Raw genomic sequence first — 16,757 nt, 5'->3', positions numbered from 1 at the left:
CATGAAGACGCACCACACTGCATTGTTACGACCTCTGCTGTTGGCTACCGCCATGGCTGCCGTATTACCTGCCTGGGCCGCAGTACCGAAAGATATGCTGGTGATCGGCAAAGCAGCCGATCCGCAAACGTTGGATCCTGCCGTCACCATCGATAATAACGACTGGACCATTACCTATCCCTGTTATCAACGTCTGGTGTAGTACAAGACGGAAAACGGCAAAGGCGCTACCGATGTAACCGGGGATTTGGCCCTGAGCTGGGAAGCGTCACCGGACCAAAAAGTATGGACCTTCAAGCTCGATCCCAAGGCAAAATTTGCTGATGACAGTGCGGTTACCGCCGATGCGGTAAAAATCTCTTTCGAACGGCTGCTGAAAATTGGGCAAGGCCCCGCTGAAGCCTATCCCAGCGATTTAAAGGTTGAAGCCGTAGATGCCCATACTGTGCGTTTTACCTTGAGTGCGCCTTTCGCACCGTTCCTGTATACGCTGGCCAATGACGGGGCTTCTATCATCAACCCTGCGGTACTGAGCACGCACAGTGCGGATGAAGGTAAAGGATGGTTGGCAGAAAATACCGCCGGTTCAGGGCCTTATATGGTGCAGTGTTGACAGAAAGGACAACAGGTGGTGCTGGTCCATTACAACGGCAGTGCCCCCGCGTTTAAACGCGTTTCGGTAAAAATCATCGGCGAAAGCGCCATCCGCCATCCGCCGTCTGCAACTGGAACGTGGCGATATTGATATTGCCGAGTCTTTGCCGGTAGATCAGCTTGCTACGCTGAAGGCGAAAAACAGCGTATCGGTACAGGAATATCCTTAACTGCGCGTGATTTATCTCTACCTTAACAATGGAAAAGGGCCGTTGAGTCAGGTTGAGCTACGTCGCGCCGTGTCATGGGCAACGGATTAGCAGGGCATGGTGAACGGCATTTTGGGCGGTAACGGCAAACAGATGCGTGGCCCGATCCCGGAAGGCATGTGGGGCTACGACAAAGATGCCATGCAATATAGCCTCGACAAAGATAAAGCACAGGCGGCTATGAGCAAGGTGGCACAAAAACCACAGCAATTAACCTTCCTCTATTCGGACAACGATCCTTCCTGGGAACTCATAGCCATCTCGACGCAGGCAACGCTGAAATCGCTGGGTATCAACGTCGGTTTGGAAAAACTGGCGAACGCGACGATGCGTGAACGGGTGGGTAAGGGGGACTTTGATATCGCCATTGGTAACTGGAGCCCGGATTTTGCCGATCCCTATATGTTTATGAACTATTGGTTTGAATCCAACAAGAAAGGGCTGCCGGGTAACCGCTCATAATTACGAAAACCCGGCAATAGATGCCTTGCTGAAAAAAGCGATGGCAACCACCGATCAGGCAACATGCACTGAGGATTATCAGCAGGCCCAACGCATCGTTATCGATGAGGCTGCCTATGTTTACCTGTTCCAGAAAAATTATCAGGTGGCGATGAACGAAGCGGTAAAAGGCTTCGTGTTTAACCCGATGCTGGAGCAGGTGTTCAACATAGGAACGATGTCGAAATAAGTTCCGTGGAGTAACAGGCGGCGTGACTGTCAGGATCGCCGCGTGATAATCAGCCCGGTGCGAGAAGCTGGGATTGGCTTTCGCACTTTCGCATTGCGTGTGCGTGGAGTAACACTATGACGTTTTGGAGTATTTTGCGGCAGCGCTGCTGGGGGTTTGTGTCATCACCTTCATCATTTCACACCTGATCCCAGGCGATCCTGTGCGCTTGCTGGTAGGCGACCGTGCCAGTGATGAAATTGTACGCCATATTCGCCAGCAGCTCGGGCTGGATCAACCGCTCTATGTGCAGTTCTGGCGTTACGTTACGGCACTTTTTTCCGGTGATTTAGACACATTAATTCACACAGGGCGTCCGGTGCTGGATGATATCCGTACCTTTTTCCCGGCCACGCTCGAACTGGCGTTTTGTTCTCTATTACTGGCATTGGCGGTTGGTATTCCCCTGGGCGTGCTTTCCGCGGTGTATCGCGATCGCTGGTTGGATCATTGCGTGCGGTTATTGGCGATTGGTGGGATATCCACGCCCGCTTTTTGGCTTGGGCTGGGCGTTATCGTCCTGTTCTATGGCCATCTCGATATACTGCCCGGTGGCGGACGGCTGGATGACTGGCTGGAACCGTCTGCGCATGTCACCGGATTTTACCTGTTTGATAGCCTGTTGGCGGGTGACCATGAAGCGTTCTGGAATGCGGCACGGCACCTGATATTGCCGTCGCTCACCCTCTCTTTTGTTCATCTCGGCATTGTTGCTCGTCAGATTCGCTCCGCCATGCTGGAGCAGCTCAGTGAGGATTACATTCGCACCGCGCGGGCGAGCGGCTTAACGCCGTGGCGTATTGTCGTTTGCCATGCACTGCCTAATGCGCTGATCCCGTCGGTGACCGTGTTGGGGCTGGCATTGGGCGATCTACTCTATGGCGCAGTATTAACGGAAACGGTTTTCTCCTGGCCGGGCATGGGCGCTTACGTTGTGGCGTCGATTCAGGCGCTGGATTTCCTCGCTGTGATGGGATTTGCCGTGGTGATTTCCATGGCCTATGTCGGCGTCAACCTGGTGGTCGATCTGCTCTATCTGTGGCTGGATCCGAGAATTGGACGAGGAGAAGCATGATGAACCTAACGCAAGGACAAGCCGCCCAACTGCGCACGCCATCATCGCGCGTCGCGTATTGGCAAAAGCAGTGGTGGTTGGTGAAACGTAGTCCACTGACGCTGCTGGGTGGAGCGATTATCGCGGTGATTTTGTTGATGATGGTGTTTGCTCCCTGGCTGGTGCCTTACGATCCTAACGGTATCGATTTCTCTGCGCGCTTGCAGCCACCGTCGTCGGCCCATTGGTTTGGTACCGATGAAGTAGGACGTGACCTGTTCAGCCGAGTGGTCATGGGTAGTCAACAATCTGTCGCTGCCGGGCTGGCCGTTGTGGCGATAGCGGCGGTTATCGGCTCGCTGCTTGGGTGCTTTTCGGGCGTGTTAGGCGGCTTTGGCGACGCGATTATCATACGAACCATGGATATCATGCTCTCGATCCCTTCTTTGGTGCTTACCATGGCGTTGGCGGCAGCCCTGGGCCCCAGCTTGTTCAATGCCATGCTGGCGATTGCCATTGTGCGGATCCCGTTTTATGTCCGGCTGGCGCGGGGACAAACGCTGGTAGTGCGTCAGTTTGCCTATGTGCAAGCAGCAAAAACCTTTGGTGCCAACCGTTGGCATCTGATCACCTGGCATATTTTGCGTAATGCACTGCCGCCGCTAGTGGTGCAGGCTTCGCTGGATATTGGCGCCGCGATTTTAATGGCGGCCACTCTGGGTTTCATCAGTTTAGGGGCACAGCAGCCGACGGCGGAGTGGGGCGCGATGGTCGCCAATGGGCGCAGCTACGTGCTCGATCAGTGGTGGTACCGCGCTTTTCCCGGTATGGCAATCCTGATCACGGCAGTTGGATTCAATCTGTTTGGTGACGGCGTGCGCGACCTGCTGGATCCGAAAACCTCAGGAGGACACTGATGGACGATACCCTGCTGGCGATTGATAACCTGGCGCTCAGTTTTCCGGTTTATCGCGGGGAAGTGAATGCGCTCAATCAGGTCTCGCTGAGCGTAAAGCGTGGTGAAATTGTGGGCGTTGTCGGGGAATCGGGTTCTGGTAAATCAATAACATCGATGCTGGTGATGCGCCTACTGAGGCCGGGGAGTTATCGCATTAATAGCGGCAGCGTAACGCTGTTGGGGCAGGATATGCTCAATACATCAGAGCGTACGCTGCGCCAGATGCGCGGAGCCAAGGTTGCCATGATTTTTCAGGAACCGATGACGGCCCTTAACCCGACGCGACGTGTCGGTGATTTGATGCGGGAAGTTATCCAACAGCATCAACCTTTGAACAAACGTGATGCACAAACACACGCACTAGCGCTGCTCGCGGAAATGCAAATTGCCGATGCGGAACGGGTGATGAGGCGCTATCCGTTTGAACTCTCCGGCGGTATGCGACAACGGGTAATGATTGCGCTGGCCTTTTCCTGTAACCCCGAACTGATTATTGCCGATGAACCCACCACGGCGCTGGATGTAACCGTGCAGCGTCAGGTGTTGCGCTTGTTAAAACAAAAGGCGCAGGAGCGCGGTACTGCGGTGTTATTTATCAGCCACGACATGGCGGTGGTTTCCCAACTGTGCGATCGCCTCTATGTGATGTATGCCGGTACGGTGATCGAAAGCGGGGTCACACAGGCGGTCATCCAGCACCCTGCGCATCCTTATTCGCAGGGATTGTTACGCTGTGCGCCGGATGATGCGCTGCCTCGATCAGTGCTGCCTGCGATTCCTGGCACGGTGCCTAATTTATCGCAATTGCCTGAAGGCTGTGCCTTTCGTCCACGTTGCACGGCGGCGACTGAACATTGCTATCAACGTCCTGAGTTGCAGGCGCTGGCGGCATCCTCACAGCAGGTTGCCTGCTGGAATCCACAGTTGGAGGCGGAAAATGAATGACGCATTATTGACGCTGCGTGACGTGCACGTACGCTTCCCTGCCAAGCGTAACTGGCGGGGCAAGGTGGTTGAACAGGTCCACGCCCTCAACGGTCTTGATCTGACTATTAATGATGGCGAAACCTTAGGGGTTGTCGGAGAATCCGGATGTGGTAAAAGCACCTTGTCACAGGTGTTGATGGGGATGCTACCTCCCTCACAGGGCGAATGCGTGCGGGCACGATCGCCAGGGTCCTGGCTGGCAAACGGGATGCAAATGGTGTTTCAGGATCCGCTATCATCGCTCGATCCGAGATTACCCGTCTGGCGCACGATAACTGAACCTGTCTGGTTACAGGGACATGGCAGTGAAGCGGAACGGCGAGCGCTGGCGTGCGAGTTGGCAACGCTGGTAGGTATTCACCATGAATATCTCGACCGTTTGCCGCATGCGTTTTCCGGCGGTCAGCGCCAACGCATCGCAATTGCTCGTGCACTTTCTGCTCAGCCAGATATCATCTTGCTGGATGAGCCCACATCGGCATTGGACATCTCTGTGCAGGCGCAAATTCTCAATTTGCTGGTGGCGCTGCAGCAGCAACGTAAACTTACCTATGTACTGATCTCCCACAACATTTCTGTTATCCGCCATATGAGCGATCGCGTTGCCGTTATGTATTTGGGACAAATTGTTGAGTTGGGTACTGCACATCATGTTTTGAGTCAGCCACGTCATCCTTATACCCGCTTGCTATTGGATTCGGTTCCACGTTTGGATCGGCCGCTGTTACATAACGGCAGTCAAGAAATGCGAACGGGCGAGTTGCCCAGCAATCGTCAACTGCCGCAAGGCTGTTTTTTCCGCGAGCGTTGTCCTTATGCGAGTGCAGATTGTCGTCTGCCACAACGGCTGATGCCCCTGAACGAAACTGATGCGGTTCGGTGCTGGCATGCGGAGTTGGAGGTGTAAGAATATTCCTATTTTTCTGGTTTGTGGGGAGAAGCAATGGTGCACTATTTTAGCCTTGTGAGGGGAACACCTGAGGAAAAGCTAGCCGCAGATCAATAGTCCACGTGCCGGGGAGAAAACGTTCGCTGCGAAGCTTATCTCAGAAATATGACAAGATGGTGAATTTTTAGCCTTGACCTTCGTGCCGGGAATCGTTATTGATACTCTGTGGTTGCTCGAAAAGCAGTCACTGTTTTCTTTCCACCAGATGAACAATGAGGGAAATGAGGCATGAAGAGACAGAAACGAGATCGTTTGGAACGGGCGCAGTCGCGCGGCTATCAAGCAGGACTTTCCGGAAAATCGAAGGAATTTTGTCCTTATCAATCAATTAATGCCCGCTCTGAATGGTTGGGAGGCTGGCGGCAAGCCATGGAGGACAGGGCGATTACCGCGTAGTCTCCTGTTGCACCGGTGCCTATTGCGTCGGTCTCATTGATTTTTCCTAAATGACCTCCGCGACATGCGGAGGTTTTTGTTTTCCCTCACTATTACTGCCTCTTCTACTATTATTTCTAAACAAGTATTCAATAACATAAATAATAACGATGATTTAATCAAATGATTTGTTTAAAACACAATTAAAATCCTCGGATTGGAAATTAGAAGCTAATCTCATCGTGGTAATGGTATTTTTGTTTTTTATAAAAGGACATTATATGAAACCAGCATCGTTACATGATATTTTATTTCAATCAAACAGTTTTCTGCTATCAGCAGACCATTATGGGGTTTCACATCATACGCCCTTAGTGCTAAATTCGTTAAATGAAATAAATAATTCATCAATGAATCTTTATGGTGGATGTGTGGTAGGCGGAGCGGGTTTTTTTCACAACCCGCATCAGAAAAAAAGGGGATGCGAAATATCTCAGCAACGTACTGTCATCCCGCACATCGCCCAGCTGACGGCTATGGAGATATAACCTCTTATTGCAGGGTGGTAGATAATAGCACCCCTCATGCAGTTGGATTGGCGCGAGATGTATGCCCCAGACCTTTGCAGGATGCAATAAGTCGAGAACCGAGAGTCTCTTCCCGCGTATAGAAATATCGGTAACACCTTACGTAATAAAGAAAGGGAAAGGAATCAGATCTCAGTTCTTTATTAAAAATTTATCATCAATAATCATGATGCTTAGCCGTGTTGGGATTAAAATTCCCGATGGGATTTCTCCACATACGATTTACTGTAAGTTAAGATATGAAAAAAGAAAAGCAGAGCAGTTGGGATATAACTTTAACCATGTTGATTTTCAACAACGCATTAATTTCGAGGCTCAGCAAAAGCTGCCCGGCGTCATCAATCGATACTATGCTCGGCGTATTTCGGCATTAGATGGATTTTCAGCATTGTACTCGCGCTCTGCACAAGAAGCGGTCTTACAATCGATGAGACGAGCCCGTTGATAGTGCTGGTGGCATAAAAACAAAACGCCCCTGAGTAATCAGGGGCGTTTTGTTTGGTATGTGGCGGTGAGGGAGGGATTCGAACCCTCGATACGCTTTCACGTATACACACTTTCCAGGCGTGCTCCTTCAGCCACTCGGACACCTCACCGGATTATTCACTGCATGCTGCAGCGACGGGCGCTAATGTAGGTAAATTGCTGCGCAGCGTCAATGAGTTTATGCGACAAAACGCGCGTTTAGCTAAACTTAGCGCAATTTTCTGATTCCCTGACCAATTCTGCCACCGACAAGACATAATGTGTGTGTTAAATTTTCGTTATAACTGCGGTGTAGGCTGCCAGAAAAGGCGAGAAATGGTATGATTAAGGTGAAATACTTAGTCAGGAGAGACCATGTATCCCGTCGATTTACATATGCATACCGTTGCCAGTACCCACGCCTACAGCACCCTGCATGACTATATCGCAGAAGCTAAACGGAAGAATATCCGCCTGTTTGCCATTACCGATCATGGCCCGGACATGGCCGATGCTCCGCACTATTGGCACTTTATGAATATGCGTGTGTGGCCGCGGTTGGTTGATGGGGTAGGGATACTGCGTGGTATTGAATCTAATATTAAAAACCGCCAGGGTGAAATCGACTGCACTGGGTTAATGCTTGAACAAATGGACGTGGTGATTGCCGGATTTCACGAGCCGGTGCTGCCTCCGCAGGATCTCGTTACCCATACTGAAGCGCTGATTGCCACCATGGCCAGCGGCCACGTGCATATCATCAGCTATCCGGGCAACCCCAAATACCCGATTGATATACCCGCTGTGGCGCAAGCCGCCGCGCATTATGACGTTGCGTTGGAACTGAATAACTCTTCGTTTATGCATTCGCGTAAAGGCAGTGGACCGAACTGCCGCGCCATTGCCGAGGCCGTTCGCGATGCGGGCGGCAGGCTGGCACTTGGCTCTGATTCTCATATTGCGTTCACCCTGGGTGATTTTACGCACTGCGAGTGTATTTTGCAGGAAATCGATTTTCCAGAGCAGCGTGTACTGAACGTGACTCCGCGTCGCGTTTTAGATTTTCTGGAACAACGCGTCCGCCCAGCAATAGCTGAGTTGGCGGCGTTATAAATCAAACCGTGACGTTGTCACTTAATTATCATAACTATAACAGGTTATTACATGAACGAATTCTCATTGGTTTGTCGGCTGCTGGGTACGCTATTTAATCGGTCTCCGGACGACGAGGTGGTGGTGCCATTGTTGACGATGATCGAACAGGGCAAACTAAAACCACATTGGCCGTTGAATCAGGATGCATTGCTGAAATGCTTGCAGCAGGGCGTTGATGTCAGTGCATTGACTGCGGATTATCACGCACTGTTTATCGAACAGGGAGGCTCGGTTTCCCCGTGGCGATCTTCCCATGTCGAAAATGAGAACGATGACGCCGTGCGCGTTTTTCTGCAACAGCTTGGCATGCCGCTCAAAGCGGGTCCGGCAGACCATTTCGGTGGGTTATTGCTGGCAGCATCTTGGCTTGAAGATCAGGCACAAGAGGATGAAAGTGCCGCGCAGTTGGCGTTGTTTGACCAGTTGCTGTTGCCGTGGAGTGACCGCTTTCTTGGTAAAATGGAGAGCCATGCCACGACAGCCTTTTATCGTACTCTGGCGCTGTTGACACGAGAAGCGCTGGAAGCGCTACGTGAGGATTTGGTTGAATACGAGGACGATGCGGTAGAGCAAGAAAGCAGTGAAGAATAAGTCAGGTGTCAGGGCGGTGGAACCGACCTGACATAGTCTTAGTCGGTCAGTTGAATCGCAATCTGTCCCGGTTTAACGTCAATGCCTTTTGCCAGTTTCTTGGCTAAGGCTTCCGTTTTGCTGTGCTCATCGCTGAGCACATAGGCCGGTTTCTGAATCAAAATAGTTCTTCAATGCCTGATTCAAATAGGGCGTCAGCGTCTTGAATATGGTATCCATCTTCTCTGGCGTCACTTGATAATCCACTAGCTCCATCTCTTTGAGGTAGATGGCGCTGTTTGTTTTATCAAACACCGGCTGTGCTTTCAGGGTAAGCACCGCATCCGCTGACTGGGCACCCAGCAGCGAACTGATATCCACCTTGGCATGACCCGACAGTGTCACCTTGCCCGGTTCGGCGCGACCAATCTGGCTGCTGAGGTCGCTCAGCACGATAGTGGCATCTACCACGCCAGGAATGCCGATCTGTTTTTTGAAATCGTTATGTTTTTGCAGGTAATTGTTTACGTCCTGCTCACTGAGCGAATATTGCGTAAGCCGATCGCAGCCACTAACAAAGTAACGTCAGCGGCAATGGCGGCTATCCCTGATTTTTTCATTAATGTTCCTCCGCGATTGCTGCGTATCTTCGGTATCACGATTTAACGATAGCAGTGCCCTCTGCCTTAACAGAAAACCTGCTGGCCTAACGGGCTGGTGTTTACACTGCCGTATTCGCGCCAGGTAAGCTATCAGATAGCGCTGAAAGCACTGAAACTGTCTGAAAGCGCCAGAATGACACGTTAATGTTCCCCAAGCATAGCGGGTTCTATCTTACGCAGGTTGAACTGCCAATACAGGGCTGCAAGCGTGAGTAAGCCGATAATGCCCGAAATAAACCACGGCAGTTCCGGCATATGAAGCTGGTGCCCGGTATCGAACAACCACCCGCCGCCGCTATAGCCGAGTGCGCCTCCTAGTGCCAGCCCCAATCGACTAAACCCCATGTAACTGCCGCGCGCACGGGCGTCAGCCAGTGAGGCACTCAGCGTTTCCCGTGCTGGTTCAGCAATGATAGAACCCATATAAAACAGGCTGATAAGCATCAGAAGCGAAGGTAGGGTTGTTGTTATGCCAATCGGGAACAGGCTTAGTGTCATGATAAACAGCCCCGCCATCAGACGTTGCTCCAGTCGGAAACGTTTTTCACTCCAGCGCGCGGTAGGATAGAGCAAACTGAGCGACAGCCCAGCTTCAATGGCATACATCCATTTTACCGCAGAGGGCGTGCCTGCAATCTCATTGACCATGATAGGCAGTATCAACAAGACTTGTATGCCGAGCATGTAATAGCCGGTCAGTGTTAGTACATAAACCAGGAAACGCCGATCGCGAATGACGCGCAGCAGGCCTTCAGAAATCGGTGCACGCACGGTGGAGATGCGATACGCGGGCAGCAACCAGGCGTTCAGGGCCGCGGCCAGCACGAACAGTGCCGCACCGCCCCAGCATACGACGGTAAAATCATATTGTAGCAGCCAACTGCCAATCAGCGCGCCAGTGACTGCACCGGCACTGTCTTGCATCATCAGTAACGAATAGAAGCGGCCGCGCTCATGCGGACGAACTAGCTTCACCACCAGCGCCGTACGTGGAGGATCGAGCAGCGTTCCGCCAAGGCCGGACAACGCACACGAAAGCCATAGCAGCCACGGTTCGGTGGCGATAGCCATGAACACGAAACCAGCGGCACGCAGCAACATGCCGGTGATGATCATCGGTTTGGCACCGAACCTGTCGGCAATGGCACCGCCAAAAATACCCAATCCCTGTTGAATAAACTGACGTAAACCGAGTGCGATACCCACCAGCAAGGCTGCCCACCCCAGATCGTCAACAAAACGTATGGAAATAAGCGGGAAAACAACAAAAAACCCCAGAACCACCAGCATATTGTCTAATAAAAGGAAATATTTGCCGAGACTCCGAGCTTGTGACATCAGAGGCATGTTTTCACCACAAGAGAAAAAAGAGAGAAATACAACCCGTCTATTTTGTACCCTAATTTGATGACAGGGTAGTCTTTATAGAACAATATTTTTTTATCGTTCCGATCGCTGAACGAGGCAATCGGAACGGCTTTTTTTTAGCCAAAATACGGCGATATTTTATTAACTGCGCAATAAGTCACCGCTGGAGGTTTTACGTCAGAGAATTGATGCGGTTATAGTAGCGATTATCGGTGTTTTTCGTGGTTACGCGTGTGGTGCCGTGTTTGGGCGCTGTTTTTTTTCAGCAAAACCTGTACTGCAAATTATCGCGATAAATTTTTCTTATCGAACAACGCAAATAAACGAGGCAGAGATGTTTGGCTATCGTTCAACCCCGGCACGGGTATATATGACAACGGACAGGCTGGTCGTACGTTTAGCCCACGAGCGTGATGCCTGGCGGCTGGCGGAGTACTATGCGGAAAACCGTGATTTTTTAAAACCCTGGGAACCCGTGCGTGATGCCAGCCATTGTTATCCTTCAGGATGGCAAGCGCGACTTAGTGTGATCAATGACATGCATAAGCAGGGGTCTGTCTACTATTTCTTGCTGCTCGATCCTAATGAAAACGAGGTACGCGGGGTCACCAATTTCAGCAACGTGCTGCGTGGCTCATTCCACGCCTGCTATCTGGGCTACTCGCTGGGCGAGAAATGGCAGGGGCAGGGCATGATGTATGAAGCTTTGCAGCCCGCACTGCGCTATATGCAGCGCCAACAGCATATGCATCGCATTATGGCAAACTACATGCCGCATAATCAGCGTAGCGGCAATCTGCTCACGCGGCTGGGTTTTGAACGTGAAGGCTATGCCAAAAACTACGTGTTGATCGACGGCAAATGGCAGGATCACGTTTTGACTGCCTTAACGAATGAACATTGGACACCTCAGCGATAGGAGCCCTGACCATGAAATATCAGTTTGATGCCAACGCGCTGCGCGTAGTGGGCTGTTTGTTGGAAAAACAGATCACTACACCCGAGCAGTATCCCATGTCGCTTAATGGCGTGGTAACGGCGTGTAATCAGAAAACCAACCGCGAGCCCGTATTGGAGCTCAGCGAAAACGATGTGCAGCAGACGCTCGATCTTCTGGTCAAGAAGCACGTTGTCAGAACCCTCAGTGGTTTTGGCAATCGCGTGATGAAATACGAGCACCGCTTTTGCAACTCGGAGTTTGGCGATCTGAAATTTTCCCCGCAGGAAGTGGCGCTGGTCACGACGTTGCTGCTGCGCGGTGCGCAAACACCAGGTGAATTGCGCACTCGTGCAGCGCGGCTGTATGAATTCACGGATGTTGAAGAAGTCGAGCAGGCGCTGGCACAGCTGCAATCGCGGGAAGATGGCCCCTTTGTGGTGAGGCTGGCGCGCGAGCCGGGTAAGCGCGAACACCGTTTTATGCATCTGTTTGGCGATGGAGAGCCCGTTGTGGCAACGGCTAGCGGTACGGAGAGCGCGGATGCCACTTCAGCGGATCTCGCGCAGCGTGTAGCCGTGCGCTGGAACAAGAGGTGGCCGAATTGAAACAGCAACTGGCGTACGTGCTGTCCCAACAATCCTGAGCATTGCTCGCAAGACTTGCTCCCTGAGTGTAGGTGACACAATGGATACAGAGAAAACGGATGTAAATCAAATCAGTATCGGCATGGTTGGACTTGGCTCTATCGCGCAAAAGGCCTATCTGCCTGTTCTCAGTCAAGCAACACGCTGGACGTTTTCCGGCGTGTTTTCCCCTGACCAGCAAAAAATGCGCACGCTCTGTCAACAATATCGTCTGTCAGGTTTTTCCTCGCTGGAAGCCCTGGCGAAAGAGTGCGATGCGGTGATGGAGCAGTACCGCCGCCAGTCACTACTATGTTGTCAGCACGCTGTTGCGCTGTGGCGTACACGTGTATGTCGATAAACCGTTGGCGGAAACGCTGTCGCAGGCAGAGGCGCTGTTAGCGCTGGCTAAGCGTCAGGGAAAAATGTTGATGGTAGGTTTTAATCGCCGTTTTGCTCCCAGTTATCAAACATTGAAATCCACGTTGCTGCATCCTGTGTCTGTTCGGGTGGAGAAACATCGAACGGACAGCATTGGCCCGCAATCGGCGCGTTTCACCCTGCTGGATGATTACCTGCATGTGGTTGACACTGCGCTATGGCTGGCGGGCGAAGGGACTGAGTTACAAGGCGGCGTAATTCGTAATAATCCGGCAGGGCAGTTGGTCTTTGCCGAGCACCTGTTTGCTTCGCCGACCTGTCAGATTATGACCAGTATGCATCGGCGTGCGGGAAGCCAGCGCGAGTCGGTCCAGATGATAACGGAAGGGTCAGTGCATCACGTCGATAATCTCAGTGATTGCTGGCAGGAAAGCAGTGGTATCGTCACGCGACACCCTGCGCCGTCCTGGCAAAGTATTCTGGAACAGCGCGGTTTTGTAGGCGCGGTTCACCATTTTGTAGACTCACTTGAAAAAGGCGTTGAACCACAGACCTCAGGCGAGCAGGCGATTTTGGCGCAACGCGTGGTTGAAGCGCTGCTCACATCATGCTGAAAACAGAGGTTGTTCATCATCAAGGGTGGCTATTCCTTCCCTGATGCGTAGACTATCGCCACGACTGGCGGGCTAGGTTCCGCCGCAACCCCGACACCACAGAATCGAATCGGATGAGTTTATTAAAATCATTGGCAGCGGTCAGCTCAATGACCATGCTATCGCGCGTTTTGGGCTTTATCCGTGATGCCATTGTCGCACGGGTGTTTGGTGCAGGGATGGCCACTGACGCCTTTTTCGTCGCGTTTAAACTGCCTAATCTTTTGCGCCGCGTTTTTGCTGAAGGCGCCTTTTCGCAGGCATTTGTCCCGATATTGGCAGAATACAAAAGCCAGCAAGGGGATGAAATCACGCGTACGTTTCTTGCCTATGTATCGGGCATGTTGACGCTGGTGCTGGCGCTGGTGACCGTTGCCGGAATGATCGCTGCCCCCTGGGTTATCATGGTGACGGCTCTGGGATTTGTCGCCACCCCCGATCGCTTTGCGCTGACTTCGGCGCTGTTGCGCATTACCTTTCCTTATATTCTATTGATATCGCTGACATCGATGGTGGGATCGGTGTTAAACACCTGGAATCGCTTCTCCGTCCCCGCGTTTGCGCCGACGTTCCTAAACATCAGCATGATTGGTTTTGCCCTGTTTGCTACGCCCTATTTTGATCCACCGGTGTTGGCGTTGGCCTGGGCGGTGTTATTGGGTGGGGTACTGCAATTGGTTTACCAACTCCCCCATCTTAAGAAAATCGGGATGTTGGTGCTGCCGCGTTTTAAATGGCGCCATCCCGGTGTCGGGCGGGTAATGAAACTGATGGCTCCTGCGATCCTTGGCGTATCCGTGAGCCAAATTTCGCTGATCATCAACACGATATTCGCCTCGTTTCTTAATGAGGGTGCAGTCTCATGGATGTACTACGCTGACCGGTTGATGGAGTTTCCTTCTGGTGTATTGGGTGTCGCGTTAGGGACGATTTTGCTGTCGTCTCTGGCGAAAAGTGTTGCCAGTGGCGATCAGGAAGCCTATTCGCATCTGATGGATTGGGGATTGCGTTTGTGTTTTCTGCTGGCGCTTCCAAGTGCTGTCGCCCTTGGGATTTTGTCGAAACCGTTGATCGTCGCGTTATTCCAGTATGGTAAATTCAACGCGCTGGATGCATTGATGACCCAGCGTGCATTGATCGCCTACGCCATCGGTTTGATGGGACTGATTGTGGTAAAAGTGCTGGTACCGGGGTTCTATTCTCGGCAGGATATCAAAACGCCGGTGAAAATTGCGTTGGTCACGCTGGCACTGACGCAGGTCATGAACCTGATCTTTATTGGGCCGTTGCAGCATGCCGGGTTGGCGCTATCCATCGGGTTGGCCTCTTGCCTGAATGCCGGATTGCTCTATTGGCAATTACGCAAACAGCAGCTTTTTCAGCCGCGTCCGGGCTGGGGCACGTTTCTGATTAAACTGGTGGTCGCGGTTTTGACCATGTCTGCGGTACTGATAGCGCTATTATGGTGGATGCCTGCCTGGGACATTGGCGGCATGACAATGCGAATTTCTCGCCTGATGCTGGTTGTGGTGGTTGGGGCTGGTGCCTACTTTGCGATGTTGGCACTGCTTGGCTTCCGACCGCGTGATTTTGCCCGTCGCGGTCTGTAAACGCGCAAAAAAAACGGTGGCTCGGCCACCGTTTTTTACCACCGTGAATTACATTTTTTCAACGGTTTCAATGCCCAAGGTGTTCAACCCTTGTTTCAGCGTTTCTGCGGTCAGCAGGGCCAGTTTCAGGCGGCTTTGACGCTCGGCTTCACTGTCAGCATTCAGAATCGGGCAATGCTCGTAGAAGCTGGAGAATAACCCGGCAAGATCGTACAAGTAAGCGCACATGACATGCGGCGTTCCTTCGCGTGCCACGGTAGTAATGGTTTCCTCAAACTGTATCAGGCGAGTTGCCAGAGCAGTTTCTCTCCCGTCATTAAGCACAACGGGTTCTGTCAGCGCCGCTTTATCAAGATTCACACGTTTGAAAATAGAGGTGACGCGGGTGTAAGCATACTGCATATAGGGCGCAGTATTGCCTCCAAACGCGAGCATATTATCCCAGTCAAACACATAGTCAGTGGTGCGGCTTTTCGACAGATCGGCATATTTTACCGCACCGATGGACACGACTCGCGCCAGTTCGCGCAATTCGTTTTGCGCCATATCCGGTTTTTTACCAGCGATCAGCGTTAATGCGCGCTCGTAGGCTTCATCCAGCAGGTCTGCCAGCTTGATGGTGCCGCCCGCACGGGTTTTGAACGGCTTACCGTCCTTACCGAGCATCATGCCGAACATATGGTGTTCCAGTGACACCGATTCCGGCACATAGCCTGCTTTACGCACGATAGTCCACGCCTGCATCAAATGCTGATGTTGGCGAGAGTCGATGTAATAGAGAACACGGTTTGCACCCAGCGTTTCATAACGGTACTTGGCGCAGGCAATATCTGTGGTGGTATAGAGATAGCCGCCGTCTTTCTTTTGAACGATGGCGCCCATCGGTTCGCCTTCCTTGTTTTTGAATTCATCAAGGAAAACCACCGTCGCCCCTTCGCTTTCAACGGCCAGACCTTTTGCTTTGAGATCGGCAACAATACCGGGCAGCATATCGTTATACAAGCTCTCGCCCATCACGTCGTTTTTCGTCAAGGTGACATTGAGACGGTCATAAGTGATCTGGTTTTGCGTCATGGTGACATCAACCAGCTTGCTCCACAGCTCGCGGAAATAAACATCTCCGCCTTGCAGTTTCACCACGTAGTGGCGGGCACGCTCTGCGAAAGCAGTATCTTCGTCGTAACGCAGTTTTGCTTCACGGTAAAAGGCTTCCAGATCGGGTAATATCAGCTCGCCAGCGGTGTCTTTTTGTACATCTTCAAGATAGGCGATCAGCATGCCGAACTGTGTCCCCCAGTCACCCACATGGTTAGCGCGGACAACCTTGTGTCCGAGGAACTCAAGCGTACGCACGGCAGCATCACCAATGATGGTGGAACGCAGGTGGCCAACGTGCATTTCTTTTGCAACGTTAGGCGCAGAGTAGTCAACCACAATGGTCTGCGGCGCTACGGGAGTAATACCCAATTTCGGCGAGTTCAAAGCGTGTTCGGTTTGTTGTGCCAGCCACTGCGCATCCAGAAACAGGTTGATAAACCCTGGGTCCGCAATTTCTGTTTTGGCGACGATGCCTTCCAATGCCAGATGTTGAACTACCGTCTCGGCCAGTTGTCGCGGTGCAAGCCCGAGTTTTTTCGCTGCGGCCATGACGCCGTTTGCCTGGTAATCACCAAACTGAGCCTTGGCTGACTGGCGCACCTGCGGGTCTGTGCCGTTGGGCGCACCCGCTGCAACCAATGCCTGGCTGACTTTTTCCGAAAGAAGAGCCTGAATATTCACCTGGATACCTTTAATAAAAAATCAAGCCCTCGCTTATACCATATTTGG

General features: G+C 52.0%; 12 protein-coding genes, 1 tRNA gene and 5 pseudogenes. 14 read left to right on the top strand and 4 right to left on the bottom strand.

The window, feature by feature from the left end; translation table 11 throughout:
• Position 1 precedes the first annotated feature (1 nt).
• The 8 genes and pseudogenes from ACMZI0_RS05785 (at position 2) to ACMZI0_RS05750 (ending at position 6,948) form a co-directional block, all read left to right on the top strand.
• Positions 2-1,554 (top strand): annotated as a pseudogene (locus ACMZI0_RS05785) (ABC transporter substrate-binding protein).
• Positions 1,555-1,670: 116 nt separating this feature from the next.
• Positions 1,671-2,668 (top strand): annotated as a pseudogene (locus ACMZI0_RS05780) (ABC transporter permease).
• Positions 2,668-3,564, top strand: coding sequence for a D,D-dipeptide ABC transporter permease (ddpC, locus tag ACMZI0_RS05775; protein WP_415672355.1), 897 nt, complete (start codon positions 2,668-2,670; stop codon positions 3,562-3,564). The pseudogene ACMZI0_RS05780 and the gene ddpC overlap by 1 nt, the downstream one beginning before the upstream one ends.
• On the top strand, positions 3,564-4,550 hold the full coding sequence (locus ACMZI0_RS05770) for an ABC transporter ATP-binding protein (RefSeq protein ID WP_415672247.1): 987 nt from the start codon (positions 3,564-3,566) through the stop codon (positions 4,548-4,550). Before ddpC ends, ACMZI0_RS05770 begins: the two co-directional genes overlap by 1 nt.
• Positions 4,543-5,499 carry an ABC transporter ATP-binding protein gene (locus ACMZI0_RS05765; protein WP_415672246.1) on the top strand — a complete coding sequence of 319 codons (957 nt, stop codon included), beginning with the start codon at positions 4,543-4,545 and terminating at the stop codon, positions 5,497-5,499. The genes ACMZI0_RS05770 and ACMZI0_RS05765 overlap by 8 nt, the downstream gene beginning before the upstream one ends.
• A gap of 270 nt (positions 5,500-5,769) precedes the next feature.
• Entirely contained in the window at positions 5,770-5,937 is a 168-nt protein-coding gene (gene rmf, locus ACMZI0_RS05760; protein ID WP_415672245.1) for a ribosome modulation factor, read from the top strand.
• 260 nt (positions 5,938-6,197) lie between these two features.
• Entirely contained in the window at positions 6,198-6,464 is a 267-nt protein-coding gene (locus tag ACMZI0_RS05755) for a hypothetical protein (RefSeq protein WP_415672244.1), read from the top strand.
• A gap of 61 nt (positions 6,465-6,525) precedes the next feature.
• Entirely contained in the window at positions 6,526-6,948 is a 423-nt protein-coding gene (locus ACMZI0_RS05750; RefSeq protein WP_415672243.1) for a hypothetical protein, read from the top strand.
• Between the two features lie 61 nt (positions 6,949-7,009).
• Here ACMZI0_RS05750 and ACMZI0_RS05745 read toward each other — a convergent pair.
• Positions 7,010-7,099 (bottom strand) — tRNA-Ser (locus tag ACMZI0_RS05745).
• A 244-nt stretch (positions 7,100-7,343) separates the two neighbouring features.
• Here ACMZI0_RS05745 and ACMZI0_RS05740 point away from each other — a divergent pair.
• Both ACMZI0_RS05740 and ACMZI0_RS05735 read left to right on the top strand, forming a co-directional pair.
• Positions 7,344-8,081, top strand: coding sequence for a phosphatase (locus ACMZI0_RS05740; RefSeq protein ID WP_415672242.1), 738 nt, complete (start codon positions 7,344-7,346; stop codon positions 8,079-8,081).
• A 51-nt stretch (positions 8,082-8,132) separates the two neighbouring features.
• Positions 8,133-8,714 carry a TorD/DmsD family molecular chaperone gene (locus tag ACMZI0_RS05735; RefSeq protein WP_415672241.1) on the top strand — a complete coding sequence of 194 codons (582 nt, stop codon included), beginning with the start codon at positions 8,133-8,135 and terminating at the stop codon, positions 8,712-8,714.
• A 38-nt stretch (positions 8,715-8,752) separates the two neighbouring features.
• Here the strand turns inward: ACMZI0_RS05735 and ACMZI0_RS05730 are convergent.
• Positions 8,753-9,313, bottom strand: a pseudogene (locus ACMZI0_RS05730) (lipoprotein).
• A 183-nt stretch (positions 9,314-9,496) separates the two neighbouring features.
• Positions 9,497-10,702 (bottom strand): multidrug efflux MFS transporter MdtH, encoded by a 1,206-nt coding sequence (mdtH, locus tag ACMZI0_RS05725; protein ID WP_415672240.1) that lies wholly within the window; start codon positions 10,700-10,702, stop codon positions 9,497-9,499.
• 355 nt (positions 10,703-11,057) lie between these two features.
• On the opposite strand from mdtH, the gene rimJ reads away from it, so the two are divergent.
• The 4 genes and pseudogenes from rimJ (at position 11,058) to murJ (ending at position 14,930) form a co-directional block, all read left to right on the top strand.
• Complete coding sequence (gene rimJ / locus ACMZI0_RS05720) at positions 11,058-11,642, top strand: ribosomal protein S5-alanine N-acetyltransferase (protein WP_415672239.1); 585 nt, start codon at positions 11,058-11,060, stop codon at positions 11,640-11,642.
• Positions 11,643-11,653: 11 nt separating this feature from the next.
• Positions 11,654-12,306 (top strand): annotated as a pseudogene (locus ACMZI0_RS05715) (YceH family protein).
• A 41-nt stretch (positions 12,307-12,347) separates the two neighbouring features.
• Positions 12,348-13,281: pseudogene (locus ACMZI0_RS05710) on the top strand (Gfo/Idh/MocA family protein).
• Between the two features lie 113 nt (positions 13,282-13,394).
• Positions 13,395-14,930, top strand: coding sequence for a murein biosynthesis integral membrane protein MurJ (gene murJ, locus ACMZI0_RS05705; RefSeq protein WP_415672238.1), 1,536 nt, complete (start codon positions 13,395-13,397; stop codon positions 14,928-14,930).
• Positions 14,931-14,978: 48 nt separating this feature from the next.
• Here the strand turns inward: murJ and argS are convergent, their stop codons facing one another.
• Positions 14,979-16,709 (bottom strand): arginine--tRNA ligase, encoded by a 1,731-nt coding sequence (gene argS / locus ACMZI0_RS05700; protein WP_415672237.1) that lies wholly within the window; start codon positions 16,707-16,709, stop codon positions 14,979-14,981.
• Positions 16,710-16,757 lie beyond the last annotated feature (48 nt).

It is taken from the genome of Symbiopectobacterium sp., assembly GCF_047692315.1.
GTDB lineage: Bacteria > Pseudomonadota > Gammaproteobacteria > Enterobacterales > Enterobacteriaceae > Symbiopectobacterium.
Note: the sequence above shows the minus strand (reverse complement) of the source record. Positions and strands in the feature narration are given on the sequence as shown.

Coding starts and splice junctions, on each gene's coding strand:
- ddpC (WP_415672355.1), top strand. CDS start 2,668: ATGAACCTAACGCAAGGACAAGCCGCCCAACTGCGCACGCCATCATCG.
- ACMZI0_RS05770 (WP_415672247.1), top strand. CDS start 3,564: ATGGACGATACCCTGCTGGCGATTGATAACCTGGCGCTCAGTTTTCCG.
- ACMZI0_RS05765 (WP_415672246.1), top strand. CDS start 4,543: ATGAATGACGCATTATTGACGCTGCGTGACGTGCACGTACGCTTCCCT.
- rmf (WP_415672245.1), top strand. CDS start 5,770: ATGAAGAGACAGAAACGAGATCGTTTGGAACGGGCGCAGTCGCGCGGC.
- ACMZI0_RS05755 (WP_415672244.1), top strand. CDS start 6,198: ATGAAACCAGCATCGTTACATGATATTTTATTTCAATCAAACAGTTTT.
- ACMZI0_RS05750 (WP_415672243.1), top strand. CDS start 6,526: ATGCCCCAGACCTTTGCAGGATGCAATAAGTCGAGAACCGAGAGTCTC.
- ACMZI0_RS05740 (WP_415672242.1), top strand. CDS start 7,344: ATGTATCCCGTCGATTTACATATGCATACCGTTGCCAGTACCCACGCC.
- ACMZI0_RS05735 (WP_415672241.1), top strand. CDS start 8,133: ATGAACGAATTCTCATTGGTTTGTCGGCTGCTGGGTACGCTATTTAAT.
- mdtH (WP_415672240.1), bottom strand. CDS start 10,702: ATGCCTCTGATGTCACAAGCTCGGAGTCTCGGCAAATATTTCCTTTTA.
- rimJ (WP_415672239.1), top strand. CDS start 11,058: ATGTTTGGCTATCGTTCAACCCCGGCACGGGTATATATGACAACGGAC.
- murJ (WP_415672238.1), top strand. CDS start 13,395: ATGAGTTTATTAAAATCATTGGCAGCGGTCAGCTCAATGACCATGCTA.